Source organism: Pseudomonas sp. TSO6, assembly GCF_056098905.1.
Map to the genome: position 1 here is coordinate 114,460 of NZ_JBLZWV010000062.1, position 16,661 is coordinate 131,120.

Here is a 16,661-nt window from a genome sequence, read left to right on the forward strand (position 1 = left end):
GCCGGTGCTGGCCCTATCGCCGGCACAGGCTGCTCCCACAGGTACAGCACCGGGCCGGAAGGCAGTGGGTTACCTGTGGGAGCTGGCTTGCCGGCGATGGGGCCGGTACAGGCTGCTCCCACAGGTACAGCACCGGGCCGGAGGGCAGTGGGTTACCTGTGGGAGCTGGCTTGCCGGCGATAGGGCCGGTACAGGCTGTCAGTGTAAATCGAAGGTATCGGCATCCAGGTTGGCCGGGAACTTGGCCCGGTACGCCGCCAGTTCCGGCGCACTCAGCACGGCGGTAAACACCCCGTCTGCCTCGCCTGCACCAAGCAAGCTCTCGCCCTGGAAGTCCAGCACCTGGCTGTCGCCCGAATAGGCAAAGCCCTTGCCGTCCGTGCCCACCCGGTTCACCGCTGCCACATAGCACAGGTTCTCGATGCCCCGCGCCGGTAGCAGACGGTTCCAGTGCTGGCGGCGCGCAGCCGGCCAGTTGGCGGTGTACAGCAGCAGGTCAGTGTCCTGGGCGTCACGGCTCCACACCGGGAAGCGCAGGTCGTAGCAGATCAGCGGGCGAATCCGCCAGCCCTTGAGCTCGAACTGCACCTGGCGTTCGCCTGGGGTGTAGTGCTTGTGCTCACCGGCCATGCGGAACAGGTGGCGCTTGTCGTAGTGCAATATCTCGCCGTCCGGCCGGGCCCACAACAGGCGGTTGCGGTGGCTGCCATCGGCGGCCTGGATGATCACGCTGCCGGTGATCACCGCGTTGCACTTCTTCGCCTGGGCCTTGAGCCATTTGTAGGTCGGGCCGTTTTCCGGCTCGGCTAGGCTTTCGGACTGCATCGAGAAGCCGGTGGTGAACATCTCTGGCAGGATTACCAGGTCCACCTCCCCTACCTGCTCCAGCAACACCTCGAAGTGTGCATAGTTGGCCTCGCGGTCGTGCCAGGCCAGGGTGGTTTGCACCAGGGCGACTTTCAGGTTGGGCAGTGTGCTCAGATCGCGCATAGTCGTTCCGCTGCCTGACGCAGCGTCTCCTCACGTTTGGCAAAGCACAGGCGTACCAGGCGTTGCTCGGGGATGGGTTGCTGGTAGAACACCGATACCGGGATGGTCGCCACACCGTGCTCACGGGTGAGCCATAGCGACATGTCGACATCGTTCAGGTCCGGGCGGATCTGCGAGTAGTCCACCAGCTGGAAATAAGTGCCCGCCGTGCGGGTAAAGTTGAAACGCGAGCCTTCCAGCAAGCCGCAGAACAGGTCGCGCTTGGCCTGGTAGAAGGCCGGCAGCTCATCGATATGCTCAGGGTGCTCGGCCATGAAATCAGCCAGGGCGCACTGCAATGGCGTCACGCCACAGAAGTTGACGTACTGGTGCACCTTGCGCAGCTCTGCGCTCAGCGCCGGGGGCGCGATCACGTAGCCGGTCTTCCAGCCGGTAACGTGGTAGGTCTTGCCGAACGAACTGACCACAAAGGCACGTTGATACAACTGCTCGTGGGCCAACACGCTGGCGTGACGAACGCCGTCATAAACCAGATGCTCGTAGACCTCATCGCTGACCAGGTAGATATCGCGATCGGCAATCAGCGTTGCCAACTGCTCAAGGTCTTCGCGAGTGATCAATGCACCGCTGGGGTTGTGCGGCGAATTGAGGATGACCATGCGGGTGCGTGGGCTCAGGGCATCACTGAACTTCTGCCAGTCGATACGGAAGTCGCCGTCGCTCAGTTGCACATGCACACAGCGGCCACCGGCCAGTTCCACGGACGGCTCGTAGCTGTCGTAGCACGGGTCGAAGACAATCACTTCGTCACCGGCATGGACCACCGCCTGGATGGCACAGAAGATCGCCTCGGTGGCACCGGGGGTGATGGTCACTTCCTGGTCGGCATCCACCTGTGCGCCGTACAGCCGCGCCACCTTCGCCGCCACTTGCTGGCGCAAGGCCGGCAGGCCGGTCATTGGCGAATACTGGTTGTGCCCGGCAGCCACATGCCGGCCCACTGCATCGAGCAGGGCCTGCGGGCCGTTGAAATCAGGGAAACCCTGGGACAGGTTGAGCGCGCCGGTCTGCACGGCGAGCTGGGACATGGTGGTGAAGATGGTCGTGCCGACATTCGGCAGTTTGCTGCGGATCATGGAGCCCTCTTTCCTGGGGTGTATCCGGCACGGGGTGGAGTCCGAGCATAGCGGATCGAGCAGTCAGGAAAAAGGTTGAAACAATAGGGGGATTGCTTTGGATCAAAGGGCCTCTTCGGGGTGAACCCGCTCCCACAGGTGCTGCACAATATTCAAAATCTGTGGAGGACCTGTGGGAGCGGGCAAGCCCGCGAAGAAGCTGACGCGGAATCAGCGCTTGTCGCGGCGCTTCTTCTCGGCCTTCTTGTGGTGCGACATCAAGCGGCGCTTCTTGTTGACCTGGCGGTCGGTGAGGGTGTTTTTCTTGCCCTCGAACGGGTTCTCACCGCCCTTGTACTCGATGCGGATCGGCGTACCGACCAGCTTCAGCACCCGGCGGTAGGTGTTTTCCAGGTAACGCGAGTACGACTTGGGAATGCTCTCGGTCTGGTTGCCGTGGATCACGATCAGCGGCGGGTTGGCACCACCAAGGTGGGCATAGCGCAGCTTGATGCGGCGGCCGTTGACCAGCGGTGGCTGGTGCTCGCTGACAGCATCTTCGAGGATCTGCGTCAGGCGGCTGGTTGGCCAGCGGGTCACAGCCGAGGTGAATGCGGCCTGCACCGACTTGTACAGGTTGCCCACGCCGGTGCCGTGCAAGGCGGAGATGAAGTGGATGTCGGCGAAGTCGACGAAGAACAGCCGGCGCTCCAGCTCGGTCTTCACGTAGGCGCGCTCACCCGGCTCCATGCCATCCCACTTGTTCAGCGCGATGACGATGGCGCGGCCGGCTTCGAGGGCGAAGCCCAGCAGGTTCAGGTCGTGGTCGACCACCCCTTCACGGGCGTCCATGACGAAGATGACGACGTTGGCGTCCTTGATCGCCTGCAGCGTCTTGACCACCGAGAACTTCTCGACTTCCTCGTGGATCTTGCCGCGCTTGCGCACCCCGGCGGTGTCGATGAAGGTGTACTTGTCACCATCACGCTCGAACGGGATGTAGATACTGTCTCGGGTAGTACCCGGCTCGTCGTAGACCACCACACGCTCTTCGCCGAGCATGCGGTTGACCAGGGTCGACTTGCCGACGTTCGGGCGGCCGATGATGGCGATCTTGATGCCATCCTTCTCGCTTGGGCCAGGAATGCGCACGGCCTCCTCGCCTTCGGCGACGTTCTGGTCGAGGGCTTCTTCCTCGGCATCACGTGGCAGGTGGCCGAGCACGGCTTCCATCAGGGCGCTGATACCACGGCCCTGGGAGCCCGCCACCGGAATGGCGTTGCCCATGCCCATCGGCGAGAACTCGGCGCGGGCAACATCGGGGTCGATGTTGTCGATCTTGTTGGCGACCAGAATCGCCGACTTGTTGCGCTTGCGCAGGTGCTCGGCAATCATCTGGTCAGCGGCGGTCATGCCGGCGCGGGCATCGACCAGGAACAGCACATAGTCGGCTTCTTCGATGGCCATGAGCGACTGCTCGGCCATTTTTTCGTCCATGCCCACTTCGTCACCGGTAATACCGCCGGTGTCGATCAGGATGAACGAACGACCCTGCCAGCTGGCATCACCATACTGGCGGTCACGGGTCAGGCCCGACAGGTCACCCACGATGGCATCGCGGGTTTTGGTCAGGCGGTTGAACATGGTGGATTTGCCGACGTTCGGGCGGCCCACCAGGGCAATTACGGGAACCATCGGCTCTCCACTCTCGAATTCTTGAAAATGCAAAGGCCGCTGCAAGGCAGCGGCCGGAGTTTGGGCGGCGTGTCCTACGCCGCGGCTTGAAGCCCGCCAAGGCTTCAAGCATAGCTTCAGCGGATGGTCAGTGCCTCGAGCTTGCCGCTGTTGCCAAAGACATAGATGGTGTCGCCGACCACAAGTGGGCGGGCGCGCAGGCCATCGCTATCGATACGTTCACGGCCGACGAAGCGGCCATCCACCTGGCTCAGCAGGTGCAGGTAACCCTCAAAGTCACCCACAGCCACGTAGCTGCTGAACACTTCAGGGGCGGTCAGCTGGCGGCGAGCCATGCTGTCGTTGCTCCACAGGGCGCTGGAAGAGCGCTCATCCACGCCTTCCACGGTACCCGAAGCTTCGCTGACGTAGACGTTACCGAAGCCCTGGGCGACGCCCACATAGCTGGAAGCATCGCGCTGCCACAGCTCGCGGCCGCTTTCCAGGTCCAGGCCCGCTACACGGCCCTGGTAGGTGCTGACGTACAGGGTACCACCAGACAGCAGCAAGCCGCCGTCGATATCAACCACACGGTCCAGCTCGGAACGGCCCTTCGGGATGGCCACGCGGCTTTCCCACACCGGCACACCGTTGTTGATGTCCACCGCCACCACCTTGCCGGTGGACAGGCCGGCGACGGCCAGGCGATTGGTGGCGATCGGAGCACCGGTACCACGCAGGGTCAGTACGGCCGGGGAGTTCTCGTAGATCCAGCGGCGGTCGCCAGTGGCGGCATCCAGGCCGATCAGGCGATCGTCCTGGGTCTGCACCACCACCACATCACCGTTGTTGGCAGGCGGGGCCAGCACTTCGCTGGTCACGCGCGAGCGCCAACGCTCTTCACCGGTGCTGGAGTCCAGGGCAATGACTTCGCCCTTGAGGGTGCCGAGCATGACCAGGCCGTAGCCCACGCCGACAGCGCCGGAAACCTGCAGCTCCAGGTCCTTCTTCCACACCACGTCACCGGTGATGCGGTCGAGGGCGAAGACTTCGCCATTGACGTCGGAGGCGTAGATACGGTCGTTTTCGATGGCCGGTACCAGGGTGTTGTAGGTCTCACCCTGGCCGTCACCGATCGAACGGCTCCACTGCTTCTTCAGCACCACTTCCTCGGTGAACTTGGTCAGCTCGGCCGGGGGCAGTTCCTTCTTGCTGTTGCTGCTGCAACCGGCGGCCAGTACGGCCAGGGTCAGCACTGCTGCATGTTTCCAACCGATCACTTACGCGTCCCCTTTAGCCAGGTCATCCAGCTTCAATTGCAGGCCACCGACCGCCGCCTCATCGGACAACGCAGCCTTGGCTTTTTCGTAAGCGCTGTGCGCGTCGTCGGCGCGACCCAGCTGTACCAGCAGGTCACCCTTCAACTCTTCACGGCTGGCCAGAAAGGCTTTGTCGGCGTCGCCGTCGAGCAGCTTGAGGGCATCCTCGGCCTTGTTCTGGGCGGCCAGCACGCGGGCCAGACGCTGGCGCGAAATCTCGCCCAGGGTCACGTCGGCCGGCTTGTCCAGCACGCCTTTGAGCTCGGCAGCGGCGTCGTCGAGCTTGCCGCTCTCGACCGCGACCTTGGCCACGAACAGGCTGCCGTACTGGGCATAGGCGGTACCGCCAAACTCGCTCTTGAGCTTGCCGGCCAGTTCCGCGACCTTGGTGGCGTCTGGCTGGCCAGTCGGCGTCAGGCTGGTTTCAAGCAACGCCTGATACAGCTGCGAGGCACCTTGCGACTGGTTGTTCTGGTACTTGTGCCAGGTATTCCAGCCCAACACCACCACGCCTGCCAGCAATGCGCCAGTCAGCAGCGGCTTGCCGTTGCGGTTCCACCAGTCCTTGACCCCTGCCAGGTCATCATCATCGGTACTCGACACCCCAATACTCCTTTTCGCCTATTCGCTTGTTGAACCGCGTTACGCTTGCGCGATCGCGGTTTCCAGGTGCTCTGCCAGAGCATCCCAGGCAATGTTCTGTTGTTCGCCCTGGCCACGCAGGGGCTTGAAGCCGATTTCTTGCCTGGCCAGTTCCTCATCACCGAGGATCAGGGCGAACAGCGCCCCGCTCTTGTCGGCTTTCTTGAACTGGCTCTTGAAGCTGCCACCGCCCGCGTTCACCGCCAGGCGCAGGCCCGGCAAGCGGTCGCGCAGGGTTTCGGACAGGCGCAGGCCAGCCAGCTCGGCCTGCTCGCCAAAGGCGCACAGGTAGACGTCGATCTGGCGGTTGATGGACTCCGGCACCTTGCCCAGGGTTTCCAGCAGCAGGATCAGGCGCTCGATACCCATGGCGAAACCGACACCAGTGGTCGGCTTGCCGCCCATCTGCTCGACCAGGCCGTCGTAGCGGCCACCGGCGCACACGGTGCCCTGGGAGCCGAGCTTGTCGGTGACCCACTCGAATACGGTCTTGCTGTAGTAGTCCAGGCCACGCACCAGCTTGGTATTGATCACGAACGGAATGCCGGCGGCGTCCAGGCGGGCCTTGAGGCCCTCGAAGTGCACGCGCGAGGCTTCGTCCAGGTAATCTTCCAGCTTGGGCGCCCCCACCAGCACCGCCTGGGTGTTCTGGTCCTTGCTGTCGAGGATGCGCAGCGGGTTGCTCTTCAGGCGGCGCTGGCTGTCTTCGTCCAGTTGCTCCAGGCGCGCCGAGAGGAACTCGACCAGCGCATCACGGTAGCGCGCACGGGCTTCGCTGGTACCCAGGCTGTTGAGCTCCAGCTTGACCGCATCCTGGATGCCCAGCAGGCCCCACAGGCGCCAGGTCAGCATGATCAACTCGGCATCGATGTCCGGGCCATCCAGGTTGAACACTTCCACGCCAATCTGGTGGAACTGGCGGTAGCGGCCCTTCTGCGGGCGCTCGTGGCGGAACATCTGGCCGATGTACCACAGTTTCTGCACCTGGCCGTTGCCGGTGATGCCATGCTCCAGCACGGCACGTACGCACGCGGCGGTGCCTTCGGGGCGCAGGGTCAGCGAATCGCCGTTGCGGTCCTCGAAGGTGTACATCTCTTTTTCGACGATGTCGGTCACTTCACCGATCGAGCGCTTGAACAGCTCGGTGAACTCGACGATCGGCGTGCGGATCTGGCTGTACCCGTAGGTGTCCAGCAGACCGGCCACGGTGCCTTCGAAGTAGCGCCACAGTGGCGACTGTTCTGGCAGGATGTCGTTCATGCCACGGATGGCTTGCAGCGATTTGCTCACGAAAAGTCCTTACGAATTCTGTGTGTCAGCCACGGGCGATCAGCGCCGCGTCGGCTTCGACCTTTTCGGCCGCTTTCTGACGGATGAGCCTTTCCAGCTCATCGACCAGGTTGTCATTGGTCAGTTTCTGCGCCGGCTTGCCGTCGATGTAGATCAGGTTCGGCGTGCCGCCGGTCAACCCCACATGGGCTTCCTTGGCTTCACCGGGGCCGTTGACCACACAACCGATCACCGCCACGTCCAGCGGCACCAGCAGGTCTTCCAGGCGCCCTTCAAGCTCGTTCATGGTCTTGACCACATCGAAGTTCTGCCGCGAGCAGCTCGGGCAGGCGATGAAGTTGATGCCACGCGAACGCAGGTGCAGCGACTTGAGGATGTCGTAGCCGACCTTCACTTCTTCGACCGGGTCGGCCGCAAGCGAGATACGGATGGTATCGCCAATGCCCTCGGCCAGCAGCATACCGAGGCCGACGGCGGATTTCACCGTCCCTGAACGCAGGCCACCCGCTTCGGTGATGCCCAGGTGCAGCGGCTGCACGATCTGCTTGGCCAGCAGCCGGTAGGCTTCGACGGCCATGAACACATCGGATGCCTTGACACTGACCTTGAAGTCCTGGAAGTCCAGGCGGTCGAGGTGCTCGACGTGGCGCAGGGCAGACTCCACCAGCGCCGCCGGGGTCGGTTCGCCGTACTTCTTCTGCAGGTCCTTTTCCAGGGACCCGGCGTTGACGCCGATGCGGATCGGGATGCCACGGTCGCGGGCAGCATCAACCACGGCGCGTACACGGTCTTCGCGGCCGATGTTACCCGGGTTGATACGCAGGCAATCGACGCCCAGTTCGGCCACGCGCAGGGCGATCTTGTAGTCGAAGTGGATGTCGGCGACCAGCGGCACGCTGACCAGTTGCTTGATCTTGCCAAACGCCTCGGCCGCGTCCATGTCCGGCACCGAAACCCGCACGATGTCCACGCCGGCATCGACCAGGCGCTGGATTTGCGCCACGGTGGCGGCGACATCGTTGGTGTCGGTGTTGGTCATGCTCTGCACCGCGATAGGTGCATCACCACCTACCGGCACATTGCCGACCCAGATTTTGCGGGATTCGCGACGTTTGATCGGAGATTCGCCGTGCATGACTTACTGTCCCAACTTCAGGCGAGCAGTCTCGCCACTGGTGAACGGGGCAACATCGACGGCCTGGCCGTTGTAGCTGACCTGGGCGCCACGGGCAAAGCCCAGGCGCACCGCGAACGGCGGCTTGCCGGTCAGCTCGAGGTTGTCCCCCTTGCGCTTGACGGCGCTGAACAGCACCTTGCCGTTGCCATCGGAGACCTGGGTCCAGCAATCGGCGGTGAACTGGATGGCGACCTTGGCGCTGCCTGCCGGTACTGCGGCGGGCTCGGCAGCGGCCACGGCGGCTGCAGGTGCTGCTGGCGCAACGGCGGCCGGTGCAGGGGTGGCCGGTGCGACCGGAGCAGGCGCTACGCTGGCTGCGGGCTGCGCAGGCACCTGCTGGGCGGGTGCGGGTGCAGCAGCCGTTGACGCCGGGCTTGCCGGGGCCTGTTCGGCGGTAGCGGCAGGCTGTTCGGCAGTGCCCTGCTCCAGTGCCAGCGGCGCGCTCTCAGGCTGCTGGCCAGCGGTAACAGCCTGATCTTCAGGCTCGTCAAGCGGGTGAATCTGAGTGGTGCCGTCGGCGCTTTCGACTTCGACGTGCTCCAGGGCCATCTTGGCCAGGTCCTTGCCACGCAGGCTGCCCTGGTCCTGCCACCAGACGAAGCCACCGCCGACCACGGCCACCAGCAACAACAGGCTGACGCCGCGCAGGATGTTGTGCGACAGGCGTACCGGCTCTTCGATGCGCCCCAGCGAGTGCACATCGCTGCCTTTGGCGTGGGTACCGGTGTAGCGGTCGAAGGCTTCTACCAGGGTGGCCTGGTCAAGGTCCATCAACTTGGCATAGGCGCGGATATAGCCACGGGCGAAGGTATGCCCGGGCAGCTTGTCGAAGGCGCCGGTTTCCACATGGTTCAACGAACTGACAGTGAGGTTGAGCTTGCGGGCCACCTCGGCTTGAGACCAGTCCCGTTTCTCACGGGCCAGGCGCAAAAGCTCACCGGGGTTCTGGCCAGGCGCTACTGCTACTTCGGGATGCGCGGCGTTCATCGTTGCTCCGACAGGTATTGCTGATATTCCGGCGTACCGGGATAAAGTCGTTGTAATTGCTGGCCCAGCTCGGCCAATGTGCCCTGCTCGTCGAACACCCTGGCAAGGCGGCTACCCAGCAGCAGGCTACGGGCATCGTGGTCGCTCAACTGGCTGAAACGATCGTAGTAGTCCCGGGCCGGCACATAATGCCTGTTTTCGTAGGACAACTCAGCCATTTCCAGCAACGCTTTCGGTTGCCGCTGGTTGAGTTGCAACGCTTTGAGCAGATACGCGTGCGCCGCCTCGCGACTATCGAGCTTGAGGGCGGTCAGGCCCAGGTTCTCGTACACGCGTGAGCGCTCAGGATACAGGGTATCGCTACTGGCCAGGCGAAACATCTGCTCGGCCTCGGCAAATCGCCCCTGAGCATAAAGGAAACTGCCGTAATTGTTGCGAATTCGCGTGTCGCCCGTGCGGGCCTGCAAGGCTTTGCGAAAGTGCGCCTCGGCCAGTGCCGGCTCACCTTCGGCCTGGAACACCAGCGCCAGGGCGGCATGTGCGTCGGCATCACGGCTGTCCAGGGCCAGGGCCTTGCCCAGCGGCGCCTTGGCCTGCTCGGTCAAACCCTGTTGCAAATAACCCAGGCCAAGCTGCACATAAGCACGCCCCGCATCCGCCCTGCCCTGGCGGCTGGCCAGGGGGTCGCCCGCGCCGCCCGACACGCAGCCGGCCAGCAGCAAAAGCGCAAGGATCGACAGCGCAGCGCGCAGGCTCATGGGCTAAGTCCCAGTCAGTGGCTGGCGGCGCTGTCTTGCAGCTCGACGTCCGCAGAAAGCTGGCGTACGGCGATGTAGCGCTCACTGCGACGGGTGCGGTCGTTGACCTGGCCGACCAGCTGGCCACAGGCGGCATCGATGTCCTCACCACGGGTGGTACGGGTGGTGACGTTGAAACCACCGTGGTGCAGCAAGTCCTGGAAGCGACGAATGGCGTTGTTGCTCGGCCGCTCGTAGCCCGAATGCGGGAATGGGTTGAACGGGATCAGGTTGATCTTGCACGGCACATCGCGCAGCAACTCGATCATCTGCGCGGCATGCTCAGGCTGGTCGTTGACGTCCTTGAGCAAGGTGTACTCGACGGTGAGCACGCGCTTGCCACCCAAGGTGGACATGTAGCCCATGCACGACTCCAGCAGCACTTTCAGCGGGTACTTCTTGTTGATTGGTACCAGTTTGTTACGCAGCTCGTCGTTCGGTGCGTGCAGCGACAGGGCCAGCGACACGTCGATGTGCTTGGCCAGTTCGTCGATCATCGGCACCACGCCCGAGGTGGACAAAGTGACGCGACGCTTGGAAATGCCATAGCCCAGGTCATCCATCATGATTTTCATGGCGGCGATGACGTTGTCGAAGTTCAGCAAGGGCTCGCCCATGCCCATCATGACCACGTTGGTAATCGCGCGGTCGACTTTGGCAGGAACGGTCCCGAAGGATTTGTTGGCAAGCCACACCTGGCCGATGACTTCAGCGGCGGTGAGGTTGCTGTTGAAGCCTTGCTTGCCGGTGGAGCAGAAGCTGCAATCCAGGGCACAGCCGGCTTGCGACGATACGCACAGGGTGCCGCGGTCGTCGGTAGGAATGTAGACGGTCTCGACGCAGCTGCCGGAGGCAACGCGGATCACCCACTTACGGGTGCCGTCGGCGGAAATGTCTTCACTGACCACTTCCGGTGGGCGAATCTCGGCAACGGCCTCGAGCTTTTCGCGCAACGCCTTGCCTACGTTGGTCATGGCCGCAAAGTCGGACACGCCAAAATGGTGAATCCATTTCATCACCTGGCCGGCACGGAAGCGCTTCTCCCCGATTGAGTCGAAGAATTGTTCCATTTCCGGCTGGGTCAGACCCAACAGGTTGATTTTGCCAGTAGATGTCGTCATGGATTCACCCTCACCCGTAAGCTTTCGCTTAGCGAGTGGTTACCTCGGTAGCAGCGAAGAAGTAAGCGATTTCGCGAGCAGCAGCAGCTTCGGAGTCCGAACCGTGAACGGCGTTGGCGTCGATCGACTCGGCGAAGTCAGCACGGATGGTGCCGGCAGCAGCTTCTTTAGGGTTGGTAGCGCCCATCAGCTCACGGTTCAGAGCGATGGCGTTTTCGCCTTCCAGAACCTGAACAACAACCGGGCCGGAAGTCATGAAGGCAACCAGGTCACCGAAGAAGCCGCGAGCGCTGTGCTCAGCGTAGAAGCCTTCGGCTTCGGCTTTGGACAGTTGCTTGATTTTCGAGGCAACGATTTTCAGGCCGGCTTCTTCAAAGCGAGTGGTGATCTTGCCGATGACGTTTTTGGCAACTGCGTCAGGCTTGATGATCGAGAAAGTACGTTGAACAGCCATGGAAAACTCCAGAATATGAGTGTTACGAAAAATTAAACCCGCGAATTATACGCGGGTTTCAGGGGATTGCCTAACCTGCACATGACGCTTAGTCGGCTTCGTCGATCCAGGCGGCCTGGATTGCCTCAAGCACTTTCTCACCGCCGCGTGACGGATCGTCGCTGAACTCTGGCAATGCCAGCACCCAGCGGTGCAGGTCCACGAAATTCACATAACGAGGATCGACCTCAGGCTTGCTTTCTGCAAGCTGGATGGCGATCTCAAGTACATCAACCCATTTCAGACTCATGTACAGGACCTCAGTGCGGCGCTTCGGCAGCGTGGTTGAGCGAATATTTGGGGATCTCGATGGTCAGGTCGGTATCGCCCACGACCACCTGGCAACCAAGGCGCGACTGCGCTTCCAGGCCCCATGCCTTGTCCAGCATGTCCTCTTCCAGCTCGTCGGCTTCTTCGAGCGAATCGAAGCCCTTGCGCACGATGCAGTGGCAAGTGGTGCAGGCCTTGACGCCGCCGCAGGCGCTTTCCATCTCGATGTGATGGTCGTGGGCCAGCTCCAGGATGTTGGTCCCGGGCTCGACCTCCACAGTCAGCCCTTCTGGGCAGAACTTCTCATGCGGCAGGAATGTCACCAGCGGCATCGGTTACTCCTCGATCTCATTCAGGTTGCGCCCGGCCAGTGCGGCTTTGACCGTCGAATCAAGGCGACGGGCGGCAAATGCGTCGGTCACCTGCGACAGACGCTTGGTCTGTTGCTCGATGGCTGAGCCATCGGTGCCGGCCAGCAAATCACGTAGTTCTTGCATCTGGAATGCAATGGCGTCGCGCTCGTCGCTGCTAAGCAGGCGCTCACCGTCGGCGTCCAGGGCGCCCTGTACCGCTTCGAGCAAGCGCTCGCCGTCCACCTGGTGCTCACGCAACTGGCGGGCCTGCTTGTCGGAACCTGCGTGTTCGAAGGAATCCTTGAGCATGCGGGCAATTTCGCCGTCGGTCAGGCCGTAGGACGGCTTGACCTGGATGCTGGCTTCCACACCCGAACCCAGTTCCCGGGCGGCAACGCTGAGCAGGCCGTCGGCATCCACCTGGAAGGTGACGCGAATTTTTGCCGCCCCGGCAACCATCGCCGGAATGCCGCGCAGCTCGAAGCGCGCCAACGAGCGGCAGTCGCTGATCAGCTCGCGCTCGCCCTGCAGCACGTGGATCATCATGGCCGACTGGCCATCTTTATACGTAGTGAACTCCTGGGCACGCGCCACCGGAATGGTGGTGTTGCGCGGGATCACTTTCTCCATCAGCCCACCCATGGTCTCAAGGCCCAGGGACAGCGGGATGACGTCAAGCAGCAGCAGTTCACCGCCTTCGCGGCGGTTCCCTGCCAGGGTATCGGCCTGGATGGCGGCACCGATGGCGACCACCTGATCAGGGTCGATCGAGGTCAGCGGCGTGCGGCCAAACAGTGTACCGACAGCCTCACGCACACGCGGTACGCGGGTCGAACCACCGACCATGACCACCGCACCTACCTCCTCAAGCTCGACACCGCTGTCGCGCACGGCGCGGCGGCAGGCCTTGAGGCTGCGGGCGATCAGCGGCTCGATCATGGCATCGAAGGCAGCCCGGCTGAGCTCGCCCTGCCAGGCACCGTGACTGATGCTGACCACGTCAGCGTCGGTCAGGGCTTCCTTGGCGGCGCAGGCAGCCTGCAACAGCTGGCGCTGGGTACCCGGGTCGAGGTCGGAGGACAGGCCGGCCTGCTCGATGATCCAGCCAGCAATGGCGTGGTCGAAGTCGTCACCACCCAAAGCGGTATCACCGCCGGTGGCCAGCACTTCGAACACACCAGCAGTCAGGCGCAGGATCGAAATATCGAAAGTACCGCCACCCAGGTCATAGATGGCCACCAGGCCTTCGGCATTCTGGTCCAGGCCGTAGGCAACGGCAGCGGCAGTTGGCTCGTTGAGCAAGCGCAGCACGTTCAGGCCGGCCAGCTTGGCCGCATCCTTGGTCGCTTGGCGCTGAGCGTCGTCGAAATAAGCCGGCACGGTAATAACCGCGCCTACCAGGTCACCGCCCAGGGTCGCTTCGGCACGCTCACGCAGCACCTTGAGGATGTCAGCGGACACTTCCACCGGGCTCTTCGGCCCCTGGACGGTGTCGATGAACGGCATGTGCGATTCACCGCCAATGAAGCGGTACGGCAGCTGCTCACCCAATTGCTTGACGTCGGCCAGGCCGCGCCCCATAAGGCGCTTGACCGACAACACGGTGTTCAGCGGGTCACTGGCGGCCGCCTCGCGCGCAGCCTGGCCGACATCAGTGTGGTCAGCCAGGTAGCGTACCGCAGAGGGCAGAATGACGTTACCCTGCACATCGGGCAGGGGTTCGCTGCGACCGCTGCGTACGGCAGCGACCAGAGAATTGGTGGTACCCAGGTCGATACCCACCGCCAGGCGGCGCTGGTGCGGCTGAGGGCTTTGACCGGGTTCGGCGATCTGCAGTAGGGCCATGCTTATCTGAATACCTTAGGCGTCATCACGGGCAACGCCGGGTTAATCGTCGAGGCGCTCTTCCAGTTGGCGCACTTCTTGGGCGAGCTTGTCGAGGAACTGCATGCGGCGCATCAGGCGCTCGGCCTTGTCGCGCTCGGCAGGCACATCCCAGCAGGCGGCGAAATCCTCGTTCAGCGTGTCCTGGGCACCTTTGAGGCGCTTCTTGAACACGGCAACACCATCGAGGTCGGCTTCGTCCTGCAGCTCTTCAAGCTCTTCGCGCCACTGCATTTGCTGCAGCAGGAAGTCGGGGTCGTGGACCGTGACCTCCTGGGGCACTTCGTGGCCACCGATGGCCAGCAGATAGCGGGCACGGCGCGGCGCACTGCGCAGGGTCTGGTAGGCGTCGTTGAGGGCCGCGGACTTCTCCAGCGCTACCCGCTGCTCACGCTCGGAAGCGTCGGCAAAGCGGTCAGGATGGACCTCGCGGGCCAGCTCGCGGTAGCGAGTGGCCAACTTGTCGAGGTCCAGCCGAAAGCACGGCTGGAGATCAAACAGAGCGTAATGACAAGGAGTACCCACAGCCAGCCTCAGACGTTGAAGCTTTCGCCGCAGCCACACTCACCGCGCACGTTGGGGTTGTTGAACTTGAAGCCTTCGTTCAACCCTTCCTTGACGAAGTCCAGTTCGGTGCCGTCGAGGTACACCAGGCTTTTAGGGTCGATGATGACCTTCACGCCGTGGTTCTCGAACACCTGGTCTTCGCCCGCCACTTCGTCGACGAACTCCAGCACGTAGGCCAGGCCCGAGCAGCCGGTGGTGCGCACGGCCAGGCGAATGCCTTCGCCCTTGCCGCGCCCTTGGAGGGAACGCCGCACGTGGTTGGCGGCGGCTTCTGTCATGCTGATAGCCATCAGAACTCCTTACCTCTTACCTTGCAGGCGACTTAGATCAAGCCTTTTTTCTGCTTGTAATCGCGAACGGCTGCCTTGATGGCATCCTCGGCGAGTACCGAGCAGTGGATCTTCACTGGCGGCAACGCCAGTTCTTCCGCCAGCTGGGTGTTCTTGATGGTTTCGGCTTCGTCCAGGGTCTTGCCCTTCATCCACTCGGTGGCGAGGGAGCTGGAAGCGATGGCCGAACCGCAGCCGTAGGTCTTGAACTTGGCGTCTTCAATGACGCCCTGCTCGTTGACCTTGATCTGCAGGCGCATCACGTCACCGCACGCTGGAGCACCGACCATGCCGGTACCGACATCCGGGTCCTCGGCATTCATCTTGCCGACGTTGCGTGGGTTTTCGTAGTGGTCGATGACCTTTTCACTGTATGCCATGGTGCAATTCCTTCCTCATCAGGGAGCCGCTCTTGCCGGCGACTGCTTAGTGGGCGGCCCACTCGATCTTGGAGATGTCAACGCCGTCTTTGTACATGTCCCACAGCGGCGACAGCTCACGCAGTTTGTTAACGGCCTCGCAGACTTTCTGCGCGGCGTAGTCGACTTCTTCTTCGGTGGTGAAGCGGCCGAAGGAGAAGCGGATCGAGCTGTGCGCCAGCTCGTCGTTGCGGCCCAGAGCACGCAGTACGTACGACGGCTCGAGCGAAGCGGAGGTGCAGGCCGAACCGGACGATACGGCGATGTCTTTCAGCGACATCAGCAGCGACTCGCCTTCGACGTAGTTGAAGCTCAGGTTCAGGTTGTGCGGCACGCGAGCGGTGCTGCTGCCGTTGACGTACAGCTCTTCGAGGTCCGAGACCTGCTTGAAGAAGCGGTCGCTCAGGGCCTTGATGCGCACGTTTTCGGCGGCCATTTCCTGCTTGGCAATGGCGAACGCTTCGCCCATGCCGACAATCTGGTGGGTCGGCAGGGTGCCCGAACGCATGCCGCGCTCATGGCCACCGCCGTGAATGATGGCTTCAAGGCGTACACGCGGCTTGCGGCTGACGTACAGCGCGCCGATGCCTTTCGGGCCGTAGACCTTGTGCGCCGAGAACGACATCAGGTCGACTTTCAGCTTTTGCAGGTCGATTTCGACCTTGCCGGCCGACTGGGCGGCGTCGACATGGAACAGCACGCCGCGCGAACGGGTCAGTTCACCAATGGCGGCGATGTCGTTGATCGAGCCGACTTCGTTGTTCACGTGCATCAGCGAGACCAGAATGGTGTCATCGCGCAATGCTGCCTCGACCTGGGCCGGGGTGACGATGCCGTCTGCGCCTGGCTCGAGGTAGGTCACTTCGAAACCTTCACGCTCGAGCTGGCGAGCGGTATCGAGGACCGCCTTGTGCTCGATCTTGGAAGTGATGATGTGCTTGCCCTTGGTCTGATAGAAGTGCGCGACGCCTTTCAGTGCGAGGTTGTCGGACTCGGTGGCACCGCTGGTCCAGACGATTTCGCGCGGATCGGCGTTGATCAGTTCGGCAACCTGGCGACGACCGTTCTCGACCGCTTCCTCGGCCTTCCAGCCGAAGACGTGGGAGCGCGAGGCCGGGTTACCGAAGTTCCCGTCGACCAGCAGGCAGTCGGCCATTTTCTGGGCCACACGTGGGTCGACCGGGGTGGTCGCGGAGTAATCGAGGTAGATCGGCAACTTCATTTGTCTCTCCTA

Annotated in this window: 18 protein-coding genes; all 18 read right to left on the minus strand. The window is 62.7% G+C overall.

The features are described 5' to 3' along the window. Positions 1–198: 198 nt before the first annotated feature. The 18 genes from ACN6NG_RS24670 to ACN6NG_RS24755 all read right to left on the minus strand — a co-directional run bounded on the left by ACN6NG_RS24670 (position 199) and on the right by ACN6NG_RS24755 (position 16,649). Positions 199–990, minus strand: coding sequence for an amidohydrolase (locus ACN6NG_RS24670; protein ID WP_063426341.1), 792 nt, complete (start codon positions 988–990; stop codon positions 199–201). Next, entirely contained in the window at positions 978–2,126 is a 1,149-nt protein-coding gene (locus tag ACN6NG_RS24675; RefSeq protein ID WP_059394691.1) for a pyridoxal phosphate-dependent aminotransferase, read from the minus strand. Before ACN6NG_RS24675 ends, ACN6NG_RS24670 begins: the two co-directional genes overlap by 13 nt. A 210-nt stretch (positions 2,127–2,336) precedes the next feature. Then, a complete protein-coding gene (gene der, locus ACN6NG_RS24680; protein ID WP_016501390.1) occupies positions 2,337–3,800 on the minus strand; it encodes a ribosome biogenesis GTPase Der in 1,464 nt (487 codons plus the stop codon). 116 nt (positions 3,801–3,916) lie between these two features. Then, on the minus strand, positions 3,917–5,059 hold the full coding sequence (gene bamB, locus ACN6NG_RS24685) for an outer membrane protein assembly factor BamB (protein WP_003248513.1): 1,143 nt from the start codon (positions 5,057–5,059) through the stop codon (positions 3,917–3,919). After that, positions 5,060–5,701: a tetratricopeptide repeat protein gene (locus ACN6NG_RS24690; RefSeq protein WP_016501391.1), complete on the minus strand. Its 642-nt coding sequence runs from the start codon at positions 5,699–5,701 to the stop codon at positions 5,060–5,062. Positions 5,702–5,740: 39 nt separating this feature from the next. Next, positions 5,741–7,030 carry a histidine--tRNA ligase gene (hisS, locus tag ACN6NG_RS24695; RefSeq protein ID WP_049274109.1) on the minus strand — a complete coding sequence of 430 codons (1,290 nt, stop codon included), beginning with the start codon at positions 7,028–7,030 and terminating at the stop codon, positions 5,741–5,743. A 25-nt stretch (positions 7,031–7,055) separates the two neighbouring features. Beyond that, the gene (gene ispG, locus ACN6NG_RS24700) at positions 7,056–8,165 is read right to left on the minus strand and encodes a flavodoxin-dependent (E)-4-hydroxy-3-methylbut-2-enyl-diphosphate synthase (RefSeq protein ID WP_016501393.1); all 1,110 of its coding nucleotides are present in this window, start codon (positions 8,163–8,165) and stop codon (positions 7,056–7,058) included. 3 nt (positions 8,166–8,168) lie between these two features. Then, a complete protein-coding gene (locus ACN6NG_RS24705; protein WP_063426337.1) occupies positions 8,169–9,194 on the minus strand; it encodes a RodZ domain-containing protein in 1,026 nt (341 codons plus the stop codon). Then, positions 9,191–9,952: a type IV pilus biogenesis/stability protein PilW gene (gene pilW, locus ACN6NG_RS24710; RefSeq protein ID WP_063426335.1), complete on the minus strand. Its 762-nt coding sequence runs from the start codon at positions 9,950–9,952 to the stop codon at positions 9,191–9,193. Before pilW ends, ACN6NG_RS24705 begins: the two co-directional genes overlap by 4 nt. A gap of 14 nt (positions 9,953–9,966) precedes the next feature. Further along, positions 9,967–11,112: a dual-specificity RNA methyltransferase RlmN gene (rlmN, locus tag ACN6NG_RS24715; protein ID WP_016484976.1), complete on the minus strand. Its 1,146-nt coding sequence runs from the start codon at positions 11,110–11,112 to the stop codon at positions 9,967–9,969. A gap of 28 nt (positions 11,113–11,140) precedes the next feature. Continuing rightward, positions 11,141–11,566, minus strand: a complete 426-nt coding sequence (ndk, locus tag ACN6NG_RS24720) for a nucleoside-diphosphate kinase (protein WP_008092560.1) — start codon at positions 11,564–11,566, stop codon at positions 11,141–11,143. An 88-nt stretch (positions 11,567–11,654) separates the two neighbouring features. Next, positions 11,655–11,855, minus strand: coding sequence for a Fe-S cluster assembly protein IscX (gene iscX / locus ACN6NG_RS24725; RefSeq protein WP_003248529.1), 201 nt, complete (start codon positions 11,853–11,855; stop codon positions 11,655–11,657). Positions 11,856–11,865: 10 nt separating this feature from the next. Next, a complete protein-coding gene (fdx, locus tag ACN6NG_RS24730) occupies positions 11,866–12,207 on the minus strand; it encodes an ISC system 2Fe-2S type ferredoxin (RefSeq protein WP_016501396.1) in 342 nt (113 codons plus the stop codon). A gap of 3 nt (positions 12,208–12,210) precedes the next feature. Next, entirely contained in the window at positions 12,211–14,073 is a 1,863-nt protein-coding gene (hscA, locus tag ACN6NG_RS24735) for a Fe-S protein assembly chaperone HscA (RefSeq protein WP_474316708.1), read from the minus strand. A 42-nt stretch (positions 14,074–14,115) separates the two neighbouring features. Next, positions 14,116–14,637 carry a co-chaperone HscB gene (gene hscB / locus ACN6NG_RS24740; RefSeq protein WP_016501398.1) on the minus strand — a complete coding sequence of 174 codons (522 nt, stop codon included), beginning with the start codon at positions 14,635–14,637 and terminating at the stop codon, positions 14,116–14,118. 8 nt (positions 14,638–14,645) lie between these two features. Further along, positions 14,646–14,969 carry an iron-sulfur cluster assembly protein IscA gene (gene iscA / locus ACN6NG_RS24745; protein ID WP_016501399.1) on the minus strand — a complete coding sequence of 108 codons (324 nt, stop codon included), beginning with the start codon at positions 14,967–14,969 and terminating at the stop codon, positions 14,646–14,648. Between the two features lie 32 nt (positions 14,970–15,001). Beyond that, a complete protein-coding gene (gene iscU / locus ACN6NG_RS24750) occupies positions 15,002–15,388 on the minus strand; it encodes a Fe-S cluster assembly scaffold IscU (protein WP_003248539.1) in 387 nt (128 codons plus the stop codon). 46 nt (positions 15,389–15,434) lie between these two features. Then, positions 15,435–16,649, minus strand: a complete 1,215-nt coding sequence (locus tag ACN6NG_RS24755) for an IscS subfamily cysteine desulfurase (RefSeq protein ID WP_016501400.1) — start codon at positions 16,647–16,649, stop codon at positions 15,435–15,437. Between the last annotated feature and the right edge of the window lie 12 nt (positions 16,650–16,661).